The following is a 20,405-nucleotide window of genomic DNA, read 5'->3' as shown; positions in this document are numbered from 1 at the left end:
TGCAACACCGCCCACCGAGACACTGTTATGCCGCCTGTGACCGATGACCTGCGTATCCGCAAGATCGAAGCCCTCGCACCGCCTTCGCAGCTGCTATCGCTGCTGCCTTGCGACGACCGCGCTTCCGAGACCGTGACCAATTCGCGCGCTGCCCTGCATGAAATTCTGCATGGCCGCGACGACCGCCTGGCGGTGGTGATCGGGCCCTGCTCGATCCACGATCCGGTCGCGGCGATGGACTACGCGCACCGCCTGCGCCCGCTGCGCGAGCAGTTCGGCGATGCGTTGGAGATTGTGATGCGGGTGTACTTCGAAAAGCCGCGCACCACCATCGGCTGGAAAGGCCTGATCAACGATCCGGATCTGGATGGCAGCTTCCAGATCAACAAGGGTCTGCGCGTGGCGCGTGGCCTGCTGCGCGACATCAACAACCTCGGCCTACCGGCTGGCGTTGAATTTCTCGACATCATCTCGCCGCAGTACATTGCCGACCTGGTGGCCTGGGGCGCGATCGGCGCGCGCACCACCGAAAGCCAGGTGCATCGCGAAATGGCCTCCGGCTTGTCGTGCCCGGTGGGCTTCAAGAACGGCACCGGTGGCGACGTCAAGATTGCGGTGGACGCGGTGGGTGCTGCCTCGCATCCGCACCATTTCCTGGCCGTGACCAAGGATGGCCACACCGCGGTGGCAGCGACGGCAGGCAATCCGGATTGCCACGTGATCCTGCGCGGCGGCAAGCAGCCCAACTTCGACGCGGCCAATGTGGAAGCGGCAAGCCAGGTACTTACTAAATCCGGCTTGCCGGCGCGCCTGATGATCGACGCCAGCCACGCCAACAGCGGCAAGAATCCCGAGAACCAGCCCAAGGTCATCGACGACATCGCCAGGCAGCTGGAAGGCGGCGAGACACGCATCGTCGGCGTCATGGTGGAGAGTCATCTGGTTGGCGGACGTCAGGAACTGGTGCCGGGCTGCGCACTGACCTACGGCCAGAGCATCACTGACGGTTGCCTGGATTGGGACGCTTCGGTGCAGGTGCTGGAGCGCTTGGCGACGGCGGTGCGTGCACGTCGTGCGAGGCGGGTTGCTGAAGCTGCGTGATTGCCCAGAGCCCCTCTCCCGCCGGGAGAGGGGTTGGGGTGAGGGTACGGGGTGAAGCCATACTTGGAATGAGATGCCATGAGGCTTCGCCCGTACCCTCATCCGGCGCTACGCGCCACCTTCTCCCGACGGGAGAAGGAATAAAGCCCCTCTCCCTTTGGGAGAGGGGTTGGGGTAAGGGTACGGGTACGGCGGAAGACAGCCATCTAAGATTGCATGCTTACAAACGACGCGGCGCACTCGCAAGGGCAACAGATGCTGCGCACGCTGTGCCCGGCACGACGATCAGGTGCACAGAGCGCGGCATGATCGGGCAGCTGCAACGCGCGTGATCATCCCAGCATGTCGCCTGTCTCCAACCAGCGTTGATGCCACGACAGCGCTTCGGTCAACAGATGCGGAGTGTGCTTGCCGTAGCTGTCGCGATTGGCGCGCGCTACATAATCTTCCAGTGCATCGCGATAACGCGGGTGCACGCAGTGATCGAGCAACTGGCGCGCGCGTTGCTTGGGCGTGAGTCCGCGCAGATCGGCCAGGCCTTGTTCGGTGACGATCACCGAAACATCGTGTTCGGTGTGATCGACATGACTGACCATCGGCACGATCGAGGAAATGCTGCCGGCCTTGGCGATGCTGGGGCTCAAAAAGATCGAGAGAAATCCATTGCGCGCAAAATCGCCGGAGCCGCCGATGCCGTTCATGATGCGGCTGCCCATCACATGGGTGGAATTGACGTTGCCGTACAGGTCGGCTTCGATCATGCCGTTCATGCCGATGCAGCCAAGCCGGCGCACCAGTTCCGGATGGTTGGAGATCTCCTGCGTGCGCATGACGATGCGTTGCCGATAGAAATCGATATTGCGCTTGAACTCCTCGTTGCCTTCCGGGCTGAGTGCAAAACCGGTGCACGAGGCGTAGCGCAGCACGCCATCGCGCAGCAGCGCGAGCATGCCGTCCTGGATCACTTCGGTGAACGCTTCCAACTCGCGAAAACCGCTGCGTGCCAGCCCCGCCAGCACCGCATTGGGGATATTGCCCACGCCCGATTGCAGCGGCAGCAGGTTGGTCGGCAGCCTGCCCTTGCTCACTTCATGGCGCAGAAACTCGATCAGGTGTTCGGCAATGCGTTCGCTGCTTGCATCGGCAGCGGCAAACGGGCTGTTGCGGTCCGGGCCATGCGTGCGCACCACCGCCACGATCTTGTCCGGATCGCAGCGCAGGCTGGGCTCGCCGATGCGGTCGTCGCCATGCAACAGCGGGATCGGTTTGCGATGCGGCGGCAGCGCGGTGCCGTAGTAGACGTCGTGCATGCCGTCCAGACCGGCCGGCTGCCAATCGTTGACCTCGATGATCACTTTCTTGGCCAGGTCGAGCCAGGTCTTGTTGTTGCCGATCGAGGTCGACGGCACCAGGCTGCCATCGGCGCGGATCGCCGAGACTTCCACCACCGCGGTGTCGATCTGCCCGTAGAAACCGAACCACACGTGCTGGGCGACGTGGCTGAGATGGATGTCGATGTAGTCCAGGGTGCCGGCGTTGATGCGTTGGCGTGCATCCGGGTCGGACTGGAACGGCATGCGCATGGCGATGCCCTCGGCCTTGGCCAGCGCGCCATCGAGTTCCGGTGCGGTGGAGGCGCCGGTCATCAACTTGATCTGGAACGGTTGGCCCTGCAGATGCGCCGCTTCGATGCGCTGCGCCAGCGCCATCGGCACCGCCTTGGGGTAGCCGGAGCCGGTGAAGCCGCTCATCGCCACGGTCTCGCCGGGCTGGATCAAGGCGGCAGCGGCCTCGGCAGAAACCAGGCGTTCGCGCAGCGGCGCGTGCAGGATGCGTTCGTCGGACATGGGCAGCATAGCGGAAACGGGAGAAGCGCAATTATCGCCGCTGCACACCTCGATCGGGGCGCGACCTTGGTGGAACGAGCGAGCGCGACACCGGCCATGCGCATGTTCACGCCTCGCCGCCAGCGCAACCGCGATAGTGACGGCAGACTCATCACTGCCTGCGCCCATGCCCACACTTCGCGATCGCTTCCAGCGCTGGCCCCGGCCGTGGCGCATTGCAGTGGTCGTGCTGGTGGCGCTGTATGCGCTGTATCTGCTGGCCGGCAACCTGTTTCTCAATACGCCGCTGTTCGATGCCGTCACCAATCGGCAACCGCATAAATTCACCATGCAGACCGGCCCGGCACTCACCGTGTTTCCGGGCCAGGTGATGGCCTGGAACGTGCGCATGCACGGGCAGGCCAACCGCACCGTGTACGTGTTGCATGCCGATCGCGCCAACGCGCGCGTCGCCTTGCTGCCGCTGTTCCGGCGCGAGGTGCGCTTGCCTTGGTTGCACGCCACCGGCCTGAGCGCGGAAGTTGAAACCTCCGATACACCCATTCCGCCACCACCACGTGGCGATCAGGGTTGGACGCTGCGCTTCGATGCGATCACCAGCAACAGCATCCGCAGTGCGCGTTTGGGCAAGTTGCTGATTGCCGGGCAAGGCCACGCCACTGTCGGCTTTCTCAAGCAGCTCAAAGGCGGGCCGTCGGAGCTGTTTGCTTCCGAGGCGAGTTTTACCGATGCGGTGGTCAGCTATGACGGGGTGCAGGTGTTCAATGGCGCGCAGCTGGACACGCAATTCCAGTTTCCACGCCATTACCGCGATGAGGCACCGGGCCTGCGCAAGCTCGGCATCACCCACGCGCGCCTGCAGCTGAAGGCCAGCACGGTGGCGTTGAAGATCGACACCGGCGCGCCGCACGTGGACATCCGCAGCGGGCCGTCGGCGGCGCGGGTGGAGGCAGACATCACGCTGGATCACGGCGCATTGCAGCCGGGCAGCCATGCGGTCTGGCGGCTACCGTTGCTGGCGGGCGTTGGCGCGACCGACCGCGGCATGCTGGCATTGCAACTGGATGTGGCGCGCGATATCCGCGTGCAGGCGCGGCTGCCGCGCGATGAAAAGACCGGCAGCGAGCTGCATGCCGACCTGCGCCTTGCCGGCCGCGGCATTCCTTTCCAGGATCCGGCGCAGGTGTTGCCGCGTTTGTCCGGGCAGGTACGTGGGCGCTGGAAGTTCGAATCCCTGAACTGGATTGCCGAGTTGTTCGTGCGCAAGCCGTGGTTCCAGCTCGAAGGCGGTGGCCTGGTCGAGGCCGATCTGCGTCTTGCGCAAGGCCGGCTCGCCAGTGGCAGCAGCCTGGAGATTCCGCGGGTGGAAGCCGTGGCGCAGGTGTTCGATACACGCCTGGCCGGTGTCGCCACCGCACACGGACGCATCGATGATGCCGCCACGCCGCAGGCGCATCTGGAGGTCAGCATTCCCACGTTCAAGGCCGCGCCGTGTGATGCGCCCAAACAGATCCTGCTGGATGGTCGCGATCTGCAACTGGCCATGCATGGCGACGCCGAACTGGCGCGCCTGCGCGACACGCTCAAGGCGCAGCTGCGTTTCAGCGATGCGCGCGTGCCCGATCTCACCGTCTATAACCGCTATCTGCCGGGCAACAACGTGCGCCTGCTCGGCGGTAGTGGCAGCCTGACCGGCGATGTAGCGCTCAATGCCTCCGGCGAGGTCGGTAGCGGTCACGCGCATCTGCGCGGGCAGGGCGCACACCTTGCACTGGCCGGCGTGCAGATGCGCGGCGATGCCGAGTTGCAGGCGCAGCTGCAGCGCGCCGATTTCAAAAACAAGTTCTTCGACCTCAGCGGCACGCGCGTGCGCTTGCGCAATATGCGCGTAGGCGACGACAGCACGGAAGCCAACTGGTGGGGGGAAATGCAGGTCGGCGCCGGCACCATCCAGGCCAGTGCGCCGTTCCAGGTGGATGCCGAAGCGGCGATTCGCATGCGCGATGTTGCGCCGCTGCTGTCGGTATTTGCGCAACGCGCCGATTACCCGCGTTGGGTCTTGGGCTTGCTGGATTCGGGCGAACTCGATGCCACCGGCCGGGTGCGTTGGCGCAAGCAGCAGGTGCTGATCGACGACCTGCATGCGGAGAACGCGCGCCTGTCGCTGCGTGCGCGCTTGGCCTTGAACGAGGAGCAGCGGCGCGGCGATCTGTATCTGCGCTGGGGCGTGCTGGGCGCCGGGATCGAACTCGATGGCAAGCAACGCCAGTGGCATCTGGCCGGCGCACGCGAGTGGTACGACGCACAACCGGGGCTGTTGCCGGCGGTGTCGAAGGCGAAGTAAGCGGTGCGTTGTTTCAGGCCTCGCGTCATGCGGCCAGCTTCGCCGTCGTCGCATGAGGCAGTGCGCGCACTGCCGCGCGTGTAGCACATCGAATGCGCACCGGCAGCCTGCTGGTGCCAGCCGCGATCGGCCGCTGCGCGCCGCACTCACGGCCTGCTTGGCACACTGCGCCACGCCGCGTGCGCGGTCTTCAGGAGCCTGCCGTCATGACGATGCCTGTTCGCGCCCGCTGGCGTGGGTTGCCCCGCGCGGTGCGTTGGCCTGTGCTGGCGCTGGTTGCGCTGTATGCAAGCTATTTGCTGTTGGGCAATCTGTTGCTCAACACACCGCTTGGGTCGGCAGCGCTCAACCGCAAGCCGGACAAATTCAGCATGCACTGGGGCCCTGCAGTGACCTGGTGGCCGGGGCGTCTGGTGCTGTGGAATGTGGACCTGCAAGGCCGCTCGACACGTAATAGCTGGAACGTCAGCGCGCAGCGCATGAGCGGGCAGGTGCGGTTGTTGCCGTTGTTGCATCGGCAGTTGCTGGTGCCGGAGTTGCATGCATCCGGCGTGCGCGGTGGGATGCAGGCGGCTGCGCCGACGCCCGGTGCTGCAGCGACGCAAGCGCCGGCGACAGCGCCGAGCACGCAGGTTGCCGCTGCCCCGATGACTGGCGCAGTCGGCACGCCAACGCCAGCGCAAGACAAGACATCTACATCAACGACCAACGCAAAGGTCTCAGCCGGCACGCAGCCGCCCACGCAGATGACTGGCGCGCGCACCAGCACGTCGCAATCCGCCCAGGTCTCTGAACCCCCGGCCAGCACCCTGCCGACTGCTCCGGCCTGGACCCTGCAGTTCGACCGCATCGTCGCCGATCAAGTGCAGGCCTTGACGCTGCGCCAGCTGCACATCGAAGGCGATGGCCAACTGCAGCTGGGCGTGTTCAAACAATTGCGCGGCGGTCCGATGGAGCTGTTTCCCTCGCGTGCGACCTTCGACAATGCGCGGATGCGCTGGGATAACAGCGAAGTGCTGCGCAACGGACAGCTGCGCATCGAAGCCAGCATCGCGCGCCATGCGCCGGACCAGGCGCGCGGGTTGGCACTGCTGCAACTCACCAACGCGCTGGTGGCGGTACATGGCGACACTGCCGCACTGGATGTGACGCGCAATGCGCAGGGCCGCCACACGGTCGCCACGCGCGCCGGCAAAGGCCGCGCAGATGGCGAGTTGCGCTGGACGCGTGGCGCGCTGCAGCCCGGCAGCCAGCTGCAATGGCGCGCGCCGTTGCGCGACAGCGCGCGCGCGCCGGCTGCCTTGCTTGGCGAACTGACAGCGCAACTGCAGGTCGATCAGGACATGCGCTTGCAAGTGCGCATGCCCGAGCCGGCCGATGCCGGGCTGACGCTGGATGCGGATCTGCGCGTACAAGGCCGGCAGCTGCCGCTGCAATCCATGCGCAGCCTGTTGCCGCGTACCTCCGGGCATGCGCGGGTGCACTGGCAACTGGCATCGCTGAGCTGGATTCCGGCGCTGTTTCCGGATGTGGACTGGCTGACGCTGGAGGGCGACGGCCTGGTGGATGCCGATCTGCGGATCGATCGCGGCCAGCTTGGTGCCGGCAGTCGTCTGCAGGTACCGCACGTGCGTGCGCATGTCGGCGTGATGGGGCATGCGATCGATGGGCAGGCCAGTGCCGATCTGCGTGTGGACGCCGATGCCAACGGGCAGTTGCTGCCTGCCCTTGTATTGCAGATGCAGCAGTTTTCGATTGCGCACAGCGATGCGCCCACGCGCCCGTTCGTGCAGGGCCGCGATCTGCGTCTGGATCTGCAAACGCGTGCCGATGCACGCAATCTGGCGACGTTGCGCGATGCTACACGCGCGCATCTTGTGTTCGCCAACGCGCGCGTACCGGATCTGCGCGCTTACAACCGTTATTTGCCGCAGCAACAACTGCGTTTCGATGGCGGCAACGGTGTGCTCAGTGGCGATCTGCAGATCGAACCCGGTGGGCGTATCGGCAAGGGCGGGCTGCGCATCGGTGCGCGTGCGGCGCGGCTGCAGTTTGCCGGCCTCGCACTGCGTGGCGATGTGGATGCAGATCTGCGTCTGCAGCGCGGCGATCTGCGTGCAGAAAATTTCCGCCTCGATGCCAGCACCATCCAGTTGCGCAATATCGGATTCACCGGCCCGGATGGACAACGTCGCGATGGGTGGTGGGCGCGCATCGTGCTCGAAGACACGCGCATGCAATGGCGCAAGCCGATCGGTGTGGATGGGCGCGTGCGCATCCAGGTGCGCGATCTGGCATTCCTGATGTCGCTGTACGCGCGCGATCGCTCGATTCCGAATTGGATGCTCCGGTTGGTGGATGCGGGGCAGGCGCAAGTGACCGGTCGCGTGCATTGGCAGGACGACACCGTCATCGTCGATCGGTTGCAGGCACGCAACGAACGCTTTCAGGTGGATGCACGGCTGCGTTTGCAGGGCACCCAACGCAGCGGCAGCTTGCTTGCCCGCTGGGGGATGTTGAGCGCGGCGGTTGGCTTGCGCGGCGACACGCCGGAATGGCATCTGCTGCGCGCACCGCAGTGGTATCAGGCCCAGCCCGATCTGCTGCGCTGAGGGCGCTGCGCGGCAAGACGGTGTGAAGGAAAAGCGCCAGTTCTGTACTGCCAAGTATTGTTTTGCAGTGCAGCGTGCAAGTGGCGTTCGGGGCGCGCACTATGATCCTGCATCCCGACGTGGGGGAGGGAGCAAAGCCCGCTGGCAGTTCGCTGCAAGCGGGCTTTTTTATTGCCTGAGGTTTGCCGAGTCAAGTCACCGCGATCTGCGCTCAGCGGGAAAAACGCCTGAAGTCAGCCGGCTGGCCCAGGCCAGCCCTGCCTCGTAACGTGCCTCGCAATGGGCAGCATCGGCCGGCAACCGGAAGCCAGTGAGATAGGCCGGCCCGGAGCGCGCGCCTGCACGCGCCGCCGGCATCCGATAGAATGAGATCAATTCTCATTTATCGCCGGACGCCTCGCGGTCCGGGCTCAGCCGTTCAGGAGGTCATCGTGTCGGTCACGCAAGGCGCGCTTCATCAACAGGTGGAGCGCCTGTACACCGACCATCACGGCTGGTTGCAGGGCTGGCTGCGGCGCAAGCTGGGCGATGCGTTCGTGGCCGCCGACCTGGCGCAGGACACCTTCATCAGCGTGATCAATGCCGGTGCGGCCGCCGAGATCCGCGAGCCACGGCCGTTCCTGGCCACCATCGCGCGCCGGTTGATGGCGCACCGGCAGCGCCGCAAGCTGCTGGAAACCAGTTACCTGGAAATGCTGGCGGCGCTGCCGGAAGAAGTGGCGCCGTCGCCGGAGCTGCAACTGCTGGCGCTGGAAGCGGTGCAGCAGCTGGACCAGGCGCTGGACGGCTTGCCGCCCAAGGTGAAAGAGGCCTTTTTGCTGGCCCATCTGCAGGAGCTGAGCTACGCGCAGATCGCGCAGCGGCTGGGAGTGTCCAGCAGCTCGGTCAAGCAGTACCTCACGCGTGCCAACCGGCATTGCCTGTTCGCGCTGTCGGCGTGAGTCGCACAGATGGGTGATGCCGCGTCCCGCAGCGCGCAGTCCCTTGGCGCCCAGCGGCTACTGCTGGCCGGCGGGCAACCGATCAGTGCGCAGGTCGCCGATGCGGCAGCCGAGTGGCTGACGCTGCTGATGTCCGGCAGCGCCAGCCACGCGCAGCTGCAGCAATGGCAGCAGTGGCGCGATGCGCATCCGGATCATGCGCGGGCGTGGGCGCATATCGAATCGGTGACCGGGCGGCTGAAGACGCTGACGCCGCAGGCGGCGTATCGCAGTCTGTCGCCGTATGCCGGTAACAACGGCCAGGCATCGCCGGGGCGGCGCAAGGCATTGAACCTGTTGCTGTGGGGCGGGGTGGCCGGGGCCACCGGCCTGCTGGTCTCGCGCACCGAACCCTGGCAGCGCGTCACCGCCGATTACGCCACCGCAACGGGGCAGCGCCGCGACCTGCAGCTGCAGGACGGCAGCCGCATCACGCTCAATACGCGCAGCGCGATCGATGTGCGTTTCGATGCGCACCAACGGCTGCTGCAGTTGCGTGCTGGCGAAATCATGGTGACCACCGCGCATGCGCTGGGCGCCGGTCACGATGCGCGACCCTTCGTGGTGCGCACCGCCCAAGGCGATATCCGTGCGCTGGGCACGCGCTTTTGCGTGCGCCAGGACGAGGGCGATACGCAGGTGAGCGTGCTGGAAAGCGCGGTGGAGGTGCGCCCGCTTGCGGTCGCGCAGGCCGGCGGGCGCGTACATGCGGGAGAGCAGTGTCGTTTTACCGCCGAGGCGCTCGGCGCCATCGCCCCAGTCGATGCGCAGGTGGCGGCCTGGGTGCGCGGCCAGTTGATCGCCGACGAATTGCGGCTGGATGCCTTCATCGCCGAACTAAGCCGGTATCGCCCCGGGCTGCTGCGTTGCGATCCGGCGGTCGGCGCGCTGCGCGTTTCCGGCGTCTTTCCGCTGGACGACACCGAGCGCATCCTGGCGATGCTGCCCAGCGTGCTGCCGGTGCGGGTGAGCCGGCGCAGCCGGTATTGGGTGACGGTGCAGGCGGCTGGGCAGGGCTGAGGCGCTGCCAAGCCGCGCCTCGACAAAAAAGTTTGCTGCCGGCCTGCCCGATCGCCGCAGTTGCGGCACCTCCACAATGACGGTGTCAGTGCGACACCAACATCTTGTGGAAACAGCATGTCGATCACTGCCCGCCGCGGCCAACGTTTTTCTTCTTCGTTTCAGCGCATCGCCTCGGTGCAGGCAATACAGCGGCCCATCAGCACGGCGATCGCGCTTGCGCTGTGCAGTCTGGCGCTGTGTGCGGGCATGCCCGATGCAATGGCCCAGAACGCAACGGCCACGCAGGATGCGCGGCAGAGTTATCGCATTCCCGCCGGCCCGCTGGCACCGGCGCTGCGCAACCTGGCCGGTTCGGCCAACCTGTTGCTGAGCTTCACCGCCGCGCAGACCGACGGCAAGACCACCGCCGGGCTGGATGGCAGCTACACCGCACCGGCGGCGTTGGCGGCGTTATTGGCCGGTAGCGGCTTGCAGGCGGTGCCGTTGGAGACCGGCGGCTATGTGTTGCGCGCCGCGCCGCGGGTGAGCGCGACCAGGAGCGAGGTGGATGCGTGGTTGCTGCCGACCGTCAAGGTGACCGCGCAGGCCAACCGCAGTGCGGCCACCAGCGGCACCGGCAGCTATACCGCGCGTGCGGTGAGCATCGGCCGCGGCGAGCAATCGCTCAAGGACATCCCGCAGTCGATCAGCGTGGTCACCCGCCAGTTGATGGACGAACAGAACATCACCTCGGTCTACGACGCGCTGGCCAGCACCACCGGCATCACCATCGTGCAGAGCCCGCAGGGCGGCAAGTACATCTATTCGCGCGGGTTCGACATCACCACGGTGCAGTACGACGGCGTGCCGCTCAATCGCGGCATGTACGGCCGGGCCAGCAATTACAGCGCCAACATGGGCATCTACGATCGCGCCGAAGTGCTGCGCGGTGCGGCCGGCCTGCTGCAGGGCGCGGGCAATCCCGGCGGTGCGGTGAACCTGGTGCGCAAGCGCCCGCTGGATGTGCCGGGCGTGAGCGTGATGGTGCAGGGTGGCACGTGGGATCGCTACGGCGCGCTGATCGATGGCAGCGTCAACCTCACCGCCGATGGCGCGTTACGCGCGCGCGGGGTGATCGACTATCAGGATCAGGGCTCGTTCGTGGATGGCGTCACGCGCCGCACGCCCACCTACTACGGCACGCTCGATTACGCGTTCTCGCCGCAGACCCAGCTCAGCCTGGGTGTGAGCTACGAACAGGTCGAAGGCCGGCCGTTCTTCGGCGGCCTGCCCAGCTTCACCGATGGTCGCGATATCGGCCTGCCACGCGAGACCAATCTGGGCGCGCAGTGGAACCGGCAGTCCTCGTCCAACCGCGGGCTGTATCTGGACCTCGACCATCGCTTCAATGCCGACTGGGTGTTCAAGCTCAGTGCGGTGCAGGTGCGCGAGCTGCACAATCTGAAATACGCCAGCTCCAGCCGTGCGATCAATCCGGCCAATGGCACCGGCGCCCTGTTGGCGGCACGCACCATCTCCGATACGGATGCGTTCGGCTTCGATGCCAATGTGATCGGGCATTTCAACGCACTGGGCCGCCGGCATGAGCTGGTACTGGGTAGTAACTTCGCCGAGAACACGGTCGACACCGTCTACGGCACCAAGAACAACTTCCAGACCTTCAACGTGTTCGATCTGCAACGCAATGTGCGGGCGATCAGCGATGACGAAATTTTTGCCAATGCGCGCGAGGCCCGGCACGGCACCTCGCGCGAGTTCGGCCTGTACGGCGCGTTGCGCTGGCAGCTGAGCGACCCGTTGAGAGCCATCGTCGGCACCCGCGTGAGCTGGCACGACACCCAGTGGAACACCACCACCACCGGGCTGTCGCCGTCGCAATCGATCGAACACACCCGCGAGACCGGGCAGGTCACGCCATATGCCGGCCTGTTGTACGCGCTGAGCCCGAACTGGTCGGCCTATGCCAGCTATGCGGACATCTTTCAGCCGCAGAACGCGCAGACCGAAGCCGGCGACATGCTCAAGCCGATGACCGGGGCCAACTACGAGCTGGGCATCAAGGGCGAGTGGCTGGATGGGCGCATCAACACCGCCTTTGCGCTGTTTCAGATCGAGCAGAAGAACCGCGCGCAGGCCGACTTGACCACCAGCCCCACCTGCCGCAACAACGACTTCTGTTACATCGACAGCGGCAAAGTGCGCAGCCGCGGCTTCGATGCCGAAGTGAGCGGTGAAGTGCTGCGCGACTGGAATGTGTTTGCCGGTTACACCTTCAACCGTACGACCTATCTGCAGGATGTCACCAGCCAGGGACAGGCCTTCAACAGCTATACGCCCAAGCATTTGCTACGTGTGTGGACGACGTATCGGTTGCCGGGTGTGTTGCAGGATGTGACCGTTGGCGGCGGTGTCAGTGCGCAGAGTGCGGCGTATCGGCAGATCGGCACCGCCATCGCGCCGATCGAAGGACGTGCGGTGTGGAATGCCTTGGCGCGCTATCAGGTCAACCGGCAGTGGTCGCTGGCGGTCAACCTCAACAACGTGTTCGACAAGCAGTACTACAACACGCTATCCAGCTTCGTTAACGGCCGCTATTACGGCGAACCACGCAATGTGATGGTGACCCTGCGCGGCGCGCTGTAATGCAGGCATCGGCAATGAGATGGTGCGTGGCGATGGCCGCATGAAGGAGGGGTTCCGCCAAAGCATGGCGTGGCTGCATACCTGGTGCGGCCTCACCTGCGGCTGGTTGCTGTGCGCGATTTTCTTGACCGGCACGCTCAGCGTGTTTCGCGACCCGATCACCCGCTGGATGCAGGCCACGCCTGCCTTGCCGAGTGCGAGCACGCACGCGGCGTTGCCGGAACAAGCGCTGGTACCGCGTGCATTGGCACAGCTGCGTCAGCTAGCGCCGCAGGCACGCCTGTGGCGGATCACCTTGCCTGCGCATCCAGGTGAGGCGCTGACGCTGTTCTGGCGTACGCCGGATGGCCAGGGCCAGGCTTCACTGGATCCCGGTAGCGGCGAAGTCTTGCCGTCGCTGTGGGGCCGGCAGACCGAAGGCGGCCGACATTTCATGAGCTTCCACTACACCTTGCACGGCGGCATTCCCGGCTATTGGCTGGTGGGCTGGGTATCGATGTGCGGGCTGATCGCGCTGGTGTCCGGGGTGATCGTGCACAAGCGGATCTTCCTGGATTTTTTCACCTTTCGCCCCGGCAAGGGCCAGCGCTCGTGGCTGGACGCGCACAACGCCACGGCGGTACTGACGCTGCCGTTTCTGCTGATGATCGTCTACACCGGGCTGGCGTATTTCTACACCAGCTACATGCCCGCGCCCTTGCAGGCGGTATATGGCAGCGATGAGGACGCGTACACGCGGTATGCCGATGATCTGTCGCTGGCGTCGCCTGGTGCAGGTGCCGACGACACTGCGCTGAACAGCGTGCCTGCCTATCTGCCGGAATTGGTGCAGCGCGCTGCGGTACTCAACGGGGCGCCTGCGCAAACGCTGGTGATCGAGCGCCCGGATCAAACCGGCAGCAAGCTGCGCGTGATTGCGCCCGTGGCCGACACCGGCAGCTCGCGGCGTCTGCTCAATCCAGCCAATAGCGTGGTGTTCGATGCGAATAGCGGCGCGGTGCTGGAGCAGCATGCAGACGCCTCACGTACCGACGTGCACGCGCAGGATGTGGAAGAGGTCATCAAGACCTTGCATGTGGCCGGTTTTGGTGGCTGGACCAGCAAGTGGCTGTATTTCATCTGCGGCCTGGCCGGCACCTTGATGATGGCGACCGGCACGCTGCTGTTTTCGATCAAGCGGCGTCGGCGCAGCGAGCAGGAGTTCGGTGCGGCTACTGTCGGCATCTATCGGGTGGTGGAAGCGCTCAATGTCGCCGCGCTTGCCGGAACCGCATTGGCGAGCATTGCGTATTTCTATGCAAATCGCTTGGTGCCGGCTGCGAATGCCGAGCGCGTGCAGATCGAAATCCATGCATTCCTATGGGTGTGGATGGCCACGCTGCTGCATGCGCTGCTGCGCCCGCCAGCACGTGCATGGGTGGAGCAATTAGTGGTCACCGCGCTTCTGTGTCTTGGTTTGCCGCTGCTCAATGCGCTGACGACTGGGCAACACGTTGGCGTGTATCTGGCTGCCGGCGATCTGCAGCGCGCCGGGGTCGAGCTGGTCTCGCTTGCGTTTGCTGTGGCGTTTGCGTACGCGTCGTATCGCGCGCATCGCAGTGCCATGCGGCCTGCGCCGGTGCGTGCCAAACGGGACGCCACTGCCGCCATGGATGCGTTGTGAATCGTGCTTCCAGCCCTGCATCGGTAACGCGTGATCGCTGGTCGGTCGCCGGTCGCATGCTGGCCGCCAGTGTCGGTGGCTATGCATTGACCTCCCTCGGCTGCAGCGTGCTGGCGCAGCTGCTGACCCGGTTCGCCGGCGTCTTGCCTGCGTTGGCGGTACTGAGCACGACGTTACTCAGCTTCGTCATCTACACCGTCGTGGTGTTATGGATGTTCCGCGCGCGCAGTGCGTTGCGCATGTGGTTGTGGCTTGGCATCTGCCTGGGAGTGCTGGCTGGCGCGAGCTGGCTACTGCGGAGCACGCCATGGGTGGGCTGATGACTGCGCTGCTGGGCACGGCGCTGTGCCATGCCGGGATGCTGGCGTTGGCCTTGGCGATGCATCGCCATTACGAGCAGCTGACCGGTCGCCGCACTGCACCAGTCACGCAGCGATGGCTGTTGCGCTCGATCGGTACCTGCCTGTTGTTTGCTGCGCTTGTGCTGTGCGTACTCGGTTGGGGCGGCACGGTGGGAACGATGTTGTGGTTGGGGTTTCTCAGCGTGGGCGCGCTGTGGGCGGCGCTGGGCCTGGCGTACGCGCCGCGCTGGAGCGGGCGGCTGGCGTTGCTGCTTGGCTGCGTGGCATGTGTGGTGATTGGCTGGCGCGCGCAGTAGGTGGTGCGGCGTTGGTTGACCAGTGAAGTGAGGTCGGCAATGGCAGTGACGTTGCTCGGATCGAAACGCGCCGAGCCGACCGCACCTCATCGCATGGGAGTTTAGATGCAGTCAAAAGCCTGGTCGGTCGAGGGCGCGATGCCCTCACCGCTCGCGGGACACGCCGTGAATCCGTCCCTGGAGGCTCAGTGGCGGCATCCATGCCGCCACATGGTCCCGCAAGCGGCGAGGACACCGCACCAGAGAGTGAGTCGGTTGCTTTGTTGAAAGCCTGCCCATTGCTTCGCCTGCATTGAGATGCTGTTCGGACGCGCCGTTATCTAAACAGCGCACGTCATGCACTGCTTGCAACCATGCCCTCCGACGCTCTCCACTGGTCCTTGCCCGCCCACCGTCGCGGGACCTTACGCGGCATGGATGCCGCGTAAGAGCCTACATGGACGTACTTGCGGCGTGTCCCGCGATGGTGGGCGGGCAAGGGCCCTGCACAGAAGCCACAGACCACATGTGTTGTAGTTGTGTTGGCCGCTCTAAACACAGCCGGATCAACCGCAGACACGTGCCGCCATCGCGCCGGGATGCCAGAATCCATGCATGTCGCCGCCCATCGTCTCCGTGTCTCCTGCGCTCACCGCTCTGATCGAGCGGGCCGTAGCGCGCGTCCGTCATGCTCTGCCTGCCGACCAGTCCTGGCCGGGCGATGACGTCGACCAGCGGCTCGAAAAAGTCGCGCTCGCCAGCGAGTTTGCACTCGATACCCTGGCGCGCCAGCCGGCGTTGCTGCAGCACCTGGCGCAGCCCGATCCGCCGCCGTTGCCACTGCCGCTGCTCGATCCCGCACAGCCCCAGGCCTGGCCGGCGCAGTTGCGGCGCTACCGCAGCGCGGAATCCACACGGCTGGTGTGGCGCGATGTGCTTGAGCTGGACAGCGTGGACGACACCCTGGCCGGCGCAACCCGCCTGGCCGAAACCTGCTTGCAATGCGGGCTGCAGGCACTGGAGCAGCAATTCCGCGACCGCCACGGCCAGGTGCTTGCCGAAGACGGCAGCGTGCAGCGGCTGGTGGTGTTCGGGTTGGGCAAGCTCGGTGGTGGTGAACTGAATTTTTCCTCGGATGTGGACCTGGTTTACGCATATCCGCAGAGCGGCCAATCAGATGGCGCGCGCCCGCTGGCGGCCGAAGAATATTTTGCACGTCTGGGCCAGCAGCTGGCCAAGCTGCTCGACGAAACCACTGCCGATGGTTTCAGCCATCGCGTGGATCTACGTCTGCGCCCGTTCGGCACGGCCGGGCGGGTGGCCTTGTCGTTCACCGGCATGGACCACTACTTTCAGCGCGAAGGCCGCGATTGGGAGCGTTATGCCTGGCTCAAGGCGCGTGCGGTGGCCGGCGATATCGATGCTGGCGAAGCCTGGCTGGAAACGCTGCGGCCCTTCGTCTACCGGCGCTATCTGGATTTCACCGCACTGGATGGCTTGCGTGACATGAAGGCGGCGATCACCGCCGAAGTGGCGCGGCACGATCGCCTGGACGACATCAAGCGCGGGCCGGGCGGCATCCGCGAGATCGAGTTCCTGGCGCAGTCGCTTCAGCTGATTCGCGGCGGGCGCGAACCGACCCTGCGCGAGCACCGCCTGCTGCCTGCATTGCGGGCGCTGGTCGCCGCAGGTCAGATGGATGCCGACAACGGCGATGCCTTGATCGAGGCGTATCGCTTTCTACGCCGGCTCGAAAATCGTCTGCAGATGTTGCGCGATGCACAGACGCACGCCTTGCCGCAGGCAGCGCTGGATCGCGAACGCATTGCGTTGGGCCTGGGCTATGCGGATTGGTCGGCATTGCTGCAGGCACTGGCCCCGCAACGTGCGTGCGTGGCCGCCGAATTTGCCGAGCTACTGGCACCGCGCGTCCATGCCACCGCGCCCGATGCGCTGGCCGATTATTGGCGTGCGTTACCGCAAGGCGATGCCGCGCCGTTGGCAGGCATCGGCTTGCACGATCCAGCCGGCGCGCATCAGGTGCTGGCCGATTTTGCGCAGTCCTCCGGCGTGCGTGCGCTCTCCGATACTGCAGGCGCACGGCTCGACCGCGTGATGCCGGCGCTGCTGCATGCGGCCACCCGCGCCAGCCAGCCCGATGCCGCCGTGCGGCGCATGCTCGGCCTGTTGCAGGCCACCTTGCGCCGCACCAGCTATCTGGCGCTGCTGGACGAACAACCCAGCGCGCTCGCCCGCCTGGTCGATGTGCTCTCGCGCAGTGCCTTGCTGGCCGAGCGCCTGGCGGCGCATCCGTTGTTGCTGGACGAACTGCTCGACACCCGCATCAGCGGTCCGTTGCCCGACCGCGCCGCATTGCGCGCTGCATGCGTCGACACCTTGCAGATCGACGATACCGAAGCGGCCTTGCGCGAACTCAACGAGCGCCGGCTTGCGTTGAGCTTCCGCATTGCACTGGCCACGCTCGATGGTCGCCAGCAACCCGTGGACAGTACCCAGCAACTGGCCTGGCTTGCCGAGTCGGTGGTACAGACGGTGTTGCAACTGGCGCGCCGCGAATTGGTCGCCGCGCATGGGCAGGTGCCGGGCGGCGCGTTCGCCATCATCGGCTATGGCAGTCTGGGCGGTCTGGAGCTGGGCTTCGGCTCGGATCTGGATCTGGTGTTTCTCTACGATCACCCACGCGAGGTGGAAGCCTCCGATGGCAAGCGGCCGCTGGAAGCCGGACGCTGGTTTGCGCGGCTTGCGCAGAAGGTGATGACACTGCTGGGCGCCGAAACCGGCGCCGGCCGTCTCTACGACATCGATGTGCGGCTGCGCCCGGACGGCGGCAAGGGCGCGTTGGTGTCCTCGCTCGCCAGCTATCGCGACTATCAGCGCGATCGTGCCTGGACCTGGGAGCATCAGGCGCTGGTGCGCGCGCGTGCGGTGGCCGGCGATGCTGCGCTTTGCGAAGCGTTCGCGCAGGTGCGTCGCGAGACGCTGACACGCGTGCGCGACCCCGCACTGCTGCACGAGGACGTACGCAAGATGCGTGCGCGCATGCGCAGCGAACTGGATCGCAGCGATGCCGGGCGACTGGATCTCAAGCAAGGCGCAGGCGGCCTGGTCGATCTGGAATTCCTGCTGCAGGCCGGCGTGCTCGGCCAGGCCGCCCAGCATCCGGCGTTGCTGTTGGCCTGCGCCACGCCCGCATTGATCGACGCGCTGGTGCAGGTGCAGTGGCTACCGGCCGAGAGTGCAGCGCCGCTGCATCACGCCCACGCCACGTTGGTGGAGGCGGGCCTGAGTTGCACGTTGGACCGTCGGCCACGTTTGGTGGTCTCCACGCCTCCGATTTGGGATGCTTGCCAAATTGTTGCAGCGATTGCAGATGCGCAGCAGTTGCGATTTCCGCCAGGAAAAGGCGCCTAAAGACGTCGGCGGAGCCAGCCGTTTCTCTGCAGCGCGGCACGCCCGGCAGTCCTTGTGCGCTACGCATCAGCACTCGCTCGGGTCTAGGCATTTCTGGTCATGGACCTTCCTGCATAGAACGCCTGTGCTGCATCCTTACAGACATTCTCGTAAAACACGTCGGCATCCTCGGTAGTGTAGCCTGCTCCGACGAAGCATCCGCGCGCGATTTCATGCAACGTATGCCTGATGCTGCTCGCATCGTCGTATACAGCATTGAGGCATGCTACCACTACCCCTACATCCTGTTTGGAAAGACGGGGCTCACCACTCATCAAGCGTGCGTGGTTGATGCATGCAACGGCATTTGCGCTGGTGAACGAATCGCCCAACCCGGAACAGTCTTCGAAGCCATTGCCTTGCGCGTTGAGCTTGAAGTGCACGATCGGCAGGCCTTCCATATTCTTCTGCTTCGCCATCTCCATAAAGTCTACAAGAGCTTCGGGTCGATCCTGCAGACGCCTGGACTGGAACTTCGTTTCCAACTGTTGCAATAACGGCCCGGCGAGACTGGTGTTTCTTTTCAATACGCTGATAGACGGATCTTCGAACATCAGGGTCGCATCGATCCTATCTGTTTGCTCCTGCGATAGCAGCCCGTTGGCGATCAGCGTTTTCATGATGACCTTTTCCGGGTGGCCCCAATGCTCCTCGGCGGCATACACCTGACGGAAATTTAGGATCGCTTGGCCGGCAGCGTGTTGTGCCTGCTTGCCAAGTTTGTCGTCGCCCTCCAGTGCACGTTCAAGCAATTCCATGCACTGTTTAAGCGACAACGCTCTGTCGCTCTGGGAATCCTGCTTGAAATGCTGCATGCCGCGATTGATGAAGGGCTGGGTGATTGATCGTGAGGTATATCCGCTTGCACCGGTCTGAGCATTGGGTACGCCGGTCAGAGAGTACTTGTTCTTGGTTTCGTAGAGCGGGCTTCTACTCAGGTCCGGATTGGCCGGGACATGCGTAGCGTACTGGGCAATGCACTCGTCCCTGACGCGCTCGCCCTTGAGGCAGGCAAGGTTGGTGAGCAGCGATTGCCGTGCGTGCTGACTGTCGAAGAGGTGTCCAATATGAACCTTGGTCGCCGCACGGTAGTCGCTCATGGTGGCGAACTGGTTGGACCCGCACGTTTTGATCGGTACGAAGGGACGGCTGTGCGATGCGCGTTCTTCTTCGGTAGCGCTGTGATACCGCGCGTGATAGCTCTCCGCTTTCACGCATGCTTGGTCAAGCCGATCATTGCTGCTAAATCCGGCCTTGCCGTCGCGGAGCGAGGTCGTTGAAAGAAAGAAGTTGTCTGCCACATAGCCTGCGCCAGCGATGCCAAGAGCGTACTTGGCAGCTCGTGTTGCCCACTGTCCACCATGGTCTCTGCCATTCTTTGGTGTGCCGTCCTGCGTATTGGGTGGACGTTGGCTTTGCTGTTTTTGCTTGTTCTTTCGAGTTGGCAACGCTCCCAGTAAGCCTGCTGTCGTTTCTGCACAGGGAGTGGCTGACGCCGACGCGGGCGTGGATAACCCGGAGGAGGTGCCAGGGGTCAGTAGCCGCTGAACTGTGGCCAACGGCAGTGAGGTTTTTGTTCGCATGAGGGGTCTCCTAGAGTGCAGGACGGAAATCAGCGATGCCGGTTGAGTCGATGCTGGGCGGGCCTATGACCGAACGTAATGAACAGAGCGTGCGGGGTAGAGAATTGAGGGGCTTAGCACACGTTTGCGGGTGCCGTCTGGTGGTTTCATCCATCATCGGTCCAGCTCTGTGATTGAAGATGCGGACCGCCCAAACAATTCGGTGTACGCAATCTCTCGTTCCGCCACGTGATAATGAATACGCCCTGCCGCGGTGGAGTCACCTGGATTTGCCTGTACGTAGGATGTCGCTGACCAAACGCGATATGCCGGTGTTCTCGATGGTGCGTGCAACAGTGTGGGCGCATCAACCGTAGTCGACACGTAAACCAAGCGTTTTTGCTCCCAGTTGACTCACGAGACGACTGTGCCGCAGATCTGCGCACGTTTTCATTTCGACTGCGAAGATGTGATGTGATAAGCGAGCAGCCACGTTGTGGCTCGTATTAGGAGCGTGTGCGA

12 protein-coding genes are annotated in these 20,405 nt (G+C 64.6%); 10 read left to right on the top strand and 2 right to left on the bottom strand.

Translation table 11 applies throughout. The features are described from left to right. Positions 1-27 precede the first annotated feature (27 nt). Positions 28-1,101, top strand: coding sequence for a 3-deoxy-7-phosphoheptulonate synthase (locus tag ABS769_RS02980; protein ID WP_115037502.1), 1,074 nt, complete (start codon positions 28-30; stop codon positions 1,099-1,101). Between the two features lie 332 nt (positions 1,102-1,433). On the opposite strand, the gene ABS769_RS02975 is transcribed toward ABS769_RS02980, so the two are convergent. After that, positions 1,434-2,948, bottom strand: a complete 1,515-nt coding sequence (locus tag ABS769_RS02975; protein WP_317060764.1) for an acetyl-CoA hydrolase/transferase family protein — start codon at positions 2,946-2,948, stop codon at positions 1,434-1,436. A gap of 166 nt (positions 2,949-3,114) precedes the next feature. Between ABS769_RS02975 and ABS769_RS02970 the strand changes: the two genes are divergently transcribed. From ABS769_RS02970 to glnE, 9 genes are all read left to right on the top strand, one after another. Beyond that, entirely contained in the window at positions 3,115-5,292 is a 2,178-nt protein-coding gene (locus ABS769_RS02970) for a hypothetical protein (RefSeq protein WP_317060763.1), read from the top strand. Positions 5,293-5,498: 206 nt separating this feature from the next. After that, the gene (locus ABS769_RS02965) at positions 5,499-7,904 is read left to right on the top strand and encodes a hypothetical protein (RefSeq protein ID WP_317060762.1); all 2,406 of its coding nucleotides are present in this window, start codon (positions 5,499-5,501) and stop codon (positions 7,902-7,904) included. Between the two features lie 431 nt (positions 7,905-8,335). After that, the gene (locus ABS769_RS02960; protein WP_043909174.1) at positions 8,336-8,845 is read left to right on the top strand and encodes a sigma-70 family RNA polymerase sigma factor; all 510 of its coding nucleotides are present in this window, start codon (positions 8,336-8,338) and stop codon (positions 8,843-8,845) included. A gap of 9 nt (positions 8,846-8,854) precedes the next feature. After that, positions 8,855-9,904 carry a FecR domain-containing protein gene (locus tag ABS769_RS02955; protein WP_317060761.1) on the top strand — a complete coding sequence of 350 codons (1,050 nt, stop codon included), beginning with the start codon at positions 8,855-8,857 and terminating at the stop codon, positions 9,902-9,904. A gap of 117 nt (positions 9,905-10,021) precedes the next feature. Next, positions 10,022-12,550 carry a TonB-dependent siderophore receptor gene (locus ABS769_RS02950; protein WP_317060760.1) on the top strand — a complete coding sequence of 843 codons (2,529 nt, stop codon included), beginning with the start codon at positions 10,022-10,024 and terminating at the stop codon, positions 12,548-12,550. Positions 12,551-12,590: 40 nt separating this feature from the next. Next, positions 12,591-14,213 carry a PepSY-associated TM helix domain-containing protein gene (locus ABS769_RS02945; RefSeq protein WP_317060759.1) on the top strand — a complete coding sequence of 541 codons (1,623 nt, stop codon included), beginning with the start codon at positions 12,591-12,593 and terminating at the stop codon, positions 14,211-14,213. Further along, positions 14,210-14,533 (top strand): hypothetical protein, encoded by a 324-nt coding sequence (locus tag ABS769_RS02940; protein WP_317060758.1) that lies wholly within the window; start codon positions 14,210-14,212, stop codon positions 14,531-14,533. Before ABS769_RS02945 ends, ABS769_RS02940 begins: the two co-directional genes overlap by 4 nt. Further along, positions 14,521-14,871, top strand: a complete 351-nt coding sequence (locus ABS769_RS02935; RefSeq protein WP_317060757.1) for a DUF3325 domain-containing protein — start codon at positions 14,521-14,523, stop codon at positions 14,869-14,871. The genes ABS769_RS02940 and ABS769_RS02935 overlap by 13 nt, the downstream gene beginning before the upstream one ends. A gap of 594 nt (positions 14,872-15,465) precedes the next feature. Next, a complete protein-coding gene (gene glnE / locus ABS769_RS02930; protein WP_430544197.1) occupies positions 15,466-18,282 on the top strand; it encodes a bifunctional [glutamate--ammonia ligase]-adenylyl-L-tyrosine phosphorylase/[glutamate--ammonia-ligase] adenylyltransferase in 2,817 nt (938 codons plus the stop codon). Positions 18,283-18,365: 83 nt separating this feature from the next. On the opposite strand, the gene xopAG is transcribed toward glnE, so the two are convergent. Beyond that, positions 18,366-19,904, bottom strand: a complete 1,539-nt coding sequence (xopAG, locus tag ABS769_RS02925) for a XopAG/AvrGf1 family type III secretion system effector (protein WP_317063325.1) — start codon at positions 19,902-19,904, stop codon at positions 18,366-18,368. Positions 19,905-20,405: the final 501 nt, after the last annotated feature.

It is taken from the genome of Xanthomonas hortorum, from assembly GCF_040279205.1.
Classification (GTDB): domain Bacteria; phylum Pseudomonadota; class Gammaproteobacteria; order Xanthomonadales; family Xanthomonadaceae; genus Xanthomonas; species Xanthomonas hortorum_F.
Note: the sequence above shows the minus strand (reverse complement) of the source record. Positions and strands in the feature narration are given on the sequence as shown.

Excerpts from the sequence above, each read along its gene's own strand:
- ABS769_RS02980 (WP_115037502.1), top strand. The coding sequence starts at position 28 with ATGCCGCCTGTGACCGATGACCTGCGTATCCGCAAGATCGAAGCCCTC.
- ABS769_RS02975 (WP_317060764.1), bottom strand. The coding sequence starts at position 2,948 with ATGTCCGACGAACGCATCCTGCACGCGCCGCTGCGCGAACGCCTGGTT.
- ABS769_RS02970 (WP_317060763.1), top strand. The coding sequence starts at position 3,115 with ATGCCCACACTTCGCGATCGCTTCCAGCGCTGGCCCCGGCCGTGGCGC.
- ABS769_RS02965 (WP_317060762.1), top strand. The coding sequence starts at position 5,499 with ATGACGATGCCTGTTCGCGCCCGCTGGCGTGGGTTGCCCCGCGCGGTG.
- ABS769_RS02955 (WP_317060761.1), top strand. The coding sequence starts at position 8,855 with ATGGGTGATGCCGCGTCCCGCAGCGCGCAGTCCCTTGGCGCCCAGCGG.
- ABS769_RS02950 (WP_317060760.1), top strand. The coding sequence starts at position 10,022 with ATGTCGATCACTGCCCGCCGCGGCCAACGTTTTTCTTCTTCGTTTCAG.
- ABS769_RS02945 (WP_317060759.1), top strand. The coding sequence starts at position 12,591 with ATGAAGGAGGGGTTCCGCCAAAGCATGGCGTGGCTGCATACCTGGTGC.
- ABS769_RS02935 (WP_317060757.1), top strand. The coding sequence starts at position 14,521 with ATGGGTGGGCTGATGACTGCGCTGCTGGGCACGGCGCTGTGCCATGCC.
- glnE (WP_430544197.1), top strand. The coding sequence starts at position 15,466 with ATGTCGCCGCCCATCGTCTCCGTGTCTCCTGCGCTCACCGCTCTGATC.
- xopAG (WP_317063325.1), bottom strand. The coding sequence starts at position 19,904 with ATGCGAACAAAAACCTCACTGCCGTTGGCCACAGTTCAGCGGCTACTG.